At 63.5% G+C, this 3,584-nt stretch carries 2 protein-coding genes; both read left to right on the top strand.

Going from position 1 to position 3,584, the window contains the following annotated elements:
- Positions 1-219: 219 nt before the first annotated feature.
- A complete protein-coding gene (locus tag WB528_RS14100) occupies positions 220-1,095 on the top strand; it encodes a dihydrodipicolinate synthase family protein (RefSeq protein WP_423889030.1) in 876 nt (291 codons plus the stop codon).
- 213 nt (positions 1,096-1,308) lie between these two features.
- The coding region (locus tag WB528_RS14095; RefSeq protein WP_423889029.1) for a xanthine dehydrogenase family protein molybdopterin-binding subunit at positions 1,309-3,584 on the top strand (2,276 nt) is incomplete at its 3' end.

Raw genomic sequence — 3,584 nt, 5'->3', positions numbered from 1 at the left:
GGTGAGCCCGTTGCAGACCTGGATGGTCCAGACGGCCAGCCGGCCGATGCTTAACGCTGCGTAAGTTTTTTACGCGGGCGCGGCGTAGCCGTTGCGTCTTCCATGCTCGGTGTTGGATTATTGCTCGACGGTCTGATGCCGAAACTGCAGCAGTTGTCTCCAGTCTGGTCGCCGCCGTCCTGATTGCCTCCGGCTTGCGCATCTTTTAAAAGCGCTGCCATGTCCGATTTTCACGGTGTTTTTCCCTACCTCGTCTCGCCCGTCGATCCCGACGGTACCGTTCGCCGCGAGGTGCTGCTGCGGCTCTGCGACGATCTCATCGCCTCAGGCGTGCACGGGCTGACGCCGCTCGGTTCGACCGGCGAGTTTGCCTATCTCAATCATGCCCAGCGCGAAGCCGTCGTTCAGACCGCGATCGAAGCCGCGAAAGGCCGCGTGCCTGTCGTGGCCGGCGTCGCCTCGACCTCGACGCTGGACGCGGTGGCGCAGGCGAAGGCGTATCAAAAGTGTGGGGCCGACGGCATTCTGGCGATCCTGGAGGCGTATTTCCCGCTGTCCGATGCGCAGGTCGAATCCTATTTTCGGGCCATTGCGGATGCCGTCGATATTCCCGTCGTGATCTACACCAATCCGCAATTCCAGCGCTCGGACCTTTCGCTCGATTGCATCGCGCGGCTGTCGGCGCACCCGCGCATTCAATATATCAAGGACGCCTCCACCAATACCGGGCGGCTGCTCTCGATCATGAATCGCTGCGGCGATTCGATCCGGGTATTTTCCGCTTCCGCGCACATTCCTGCCGCGGTCATGCTGATCGGCGGGGTCGGCTGGATGGCGGGGCCGGCCTGCATCATCCCGCGCCAGAGCGTTGCGCTTTACGAGCTCTGCAAGGCCGGGCGCTGGGATGAAGCGCTCAGGCTCCAGAAAAAATTGTGGCGGGTCAACGAAGCCTTTGCGCGCTACAATCTCGCCGCCTGCATCAAGGCCGCGCTCACCATCCAGGGCTACGATGTCGGAGATCCCGTCCCCCCGCAGAGGGGGCTGACGGTGGACGAGCGTAAGGCCATAGAGGGGGTGCTGCGGGAGGTGAGATGAGGCCGTGCCTGCTGATCGTGCTTTCTTTTGTCATTCCGGGGCAGCCCGATAGGGCTGAACTCGGGAGCCATTTCTCCAAGCACTCGTGAGGTGCGATGGATTCCGGGTTCGCTCGTTGCACTCGCGCCCCGGAATGACGGCGGCGAGGGACTTGGCCAATTCCTCGGCTATCGGCTAAAACAATGCCGGCCTCACAATTCCAAGGACAGACTGATGAACATTCTTCCCGGCAATATGCGGTTCGGTGCAGGCAAGTCGCCCAAGCGTCTGGAAGACCAGCGGCTGCTTACCGGCAAGGGCCATTTCATTGACGACAAGCCGGAAGATGGCGCGCTTTGGCTCTATGTGCTGCGCTCGCCGCATGCGCATGCAAAGATCGTCTCGATCGACACCAGGGCGGCGCGTGCGATGCCGGGCGTGGAGGCCATCTACACCGGCGCCGATCTCGTCGCCGATGATATCGGCACGCTGCCGACGCTTCTGATTTTCCCGCGTCCGGACGGTTCGCCGATGACGGTGCCACCACGCCGCCTGCTCGCTCATGAAGTTGTGCGCTTCGCCGGCGAGGCCGTCGCCGCGGTGGTTGCGAGTTCGCGCTTTGCAGCGCAAAGCGCCGCGGAAGCGATCAGGATCGAATACGCCGAGTTACCCGCGGTGGTCGATCCGATGGCTGCGATCAAGCTGGGTGCGCCGCTGGTGTGGTCGGAGGTGCCGGACAATGTCGTGGCGTCCATGAGCTACGGTGACGCAGCCGCAGTGGAAGCTGCCTTCGCGAAAGCGGACCATGTCGTTTCGCTCGACGTCCTCAGCCAGCGCCTCGTTCCCTCCGCCATGGAGCCGCGCTCGACGATTGCCGAAGTCGAGAAGAAGACCGGCCGCCTGATCCTGAATGTCCAGTCGCAGACGCCGGGTTCAACCCGCGACATTCTTGCCGATGCGATTTTGAAGCGGCCGAAGGAAAGCATTCAGGTTCTGGTCGGCGACATCGGCGGCGGGTTTGGCCAGAAGACGAGCCTCTATCCGGAAGATGGCATCGTGGCCTATGCCGCGACCAAGCTGAACAGGAAGATTCGCTGGCGCGGCGAGCGGTCGGACGATTTTCTCGGGGGTACCCATGGCCGCGATCTGACCTCCACGGCCGAATTCGCGCTTGACGCCAAGGGCCGCGTGCAAGCCTTTCGCGTGCGCTCGGTCGGCGGCACCGGCGCCTATATCTCCGGAACCGGCGCGTTGATCCCGCTGATCCTCGGCCCCTTCGTGCAGACTGGCGTCTATGACCTGCCGCTCGTTCATTACGACCTCAAGGCGGTGATGACGCACACCGCACCTGTCGGCGCGTATCGCGGTGCCGGCCGGCCCGAGGCCGTCTTTGTCGTCGAACGCCTGATGGATGCGGCCGCGCGGCAGTTGAAGATGGACCCGCGCACCATCCGCAAGGTGAACTACGTCAAGCCGTCGCAGATGCCTTACACGAATGCGGTCGGGCAGGTGTACGACTCCGGCGCGTTCGCGCACATGCTGGAGCGCGCCGCCAAACTGTCGGACTGGGATGGCTTTGCCGCGCGCAAGAAAGCGGCCAGGAAAAAGGGCCTGCTCTATGGCCGCGGGCTGACCAGCTATATCGAATGGACCGGCGGCACCGTGCATAACGAAAAAGTCAGCCTGCACGCGACCGCCGAGGGACGCATCGTCCTGCACGCCGGCACCCAGGCCATGGGGCAGGGGTTGCAGACTTCGTTCTCGCAGATGATCTCAGAAGCGCTCGGCGTATCCATGGACAAGATTGATGTCGTGCAGGGCAATACCGATCTTGCGACCGGCTTTGGCAGCGTCGGCTCGCGCTCGCTGTTTGTCGGCGGCACCGCGGCGGTGGTCTCGGCGGCCGATCTGATTGCGAAAGCCCGCCAGAAGGCGTCGCAGGCGCTGGAGGCGTCGGTCGAGGATATCGAATATCGCGACGGCATGCTTACCGTGGTCGGCACGGACAAGCGCGTTAGTTTGTTCGACATCGCGAAGAAGGAAGCGGACGCGCGGCTCTCCGTCGACAGCGAAGGACAGACCGATGGTCCGAGCTGGCCGAACGGCACGCATATCTGCGAAGTCGAGATCGATCCCGACACCGGCGTGACGCGCGTGGTGCGTTACACGACCGTGGACGATGTCGGTGTCGCCATCAACCCGATGCTGGTGACGGGACAGGTGCATGGCGGTGTCGCGCAGGGTATCGGCCAGGCGCTCTATGAAGGTGTGACCTACAGCGCCGAGGGCCAGTTGCTCACCGCGAGCTATCAGGATTATTGCATTCCGCGCGCCGACGATGTTCCGCCGATCGAGGTGACGTTGGATGATTCCGCGCCGTGCCGCACCAATCCGCTCGGCGCCAAGGGCTGCGGCGAGTCCGGCGCCATCGGCGGGCCGCCCTGCATTGCCAACGGCGTGATGGATGCCCTGAGCGATCTCGGCATCACGGCGATCCAGACCCCGATCTC

It is taken from the genome of Bradyrhizobium sp., from assembly GCF_049586575.1.
Taxonomy (GTDB): domain Bacteria; phylum Pseudomonadota; class Alphaproteobacteria; order Rhizobiales; family Xanthobacteraceae; genus Bradyrhizobium.
The sequence above is the reverse complement of the archived record's forward strand: the minus strand, read 5'-3'. Positions and strand labels throughout refer to the sequence as shown.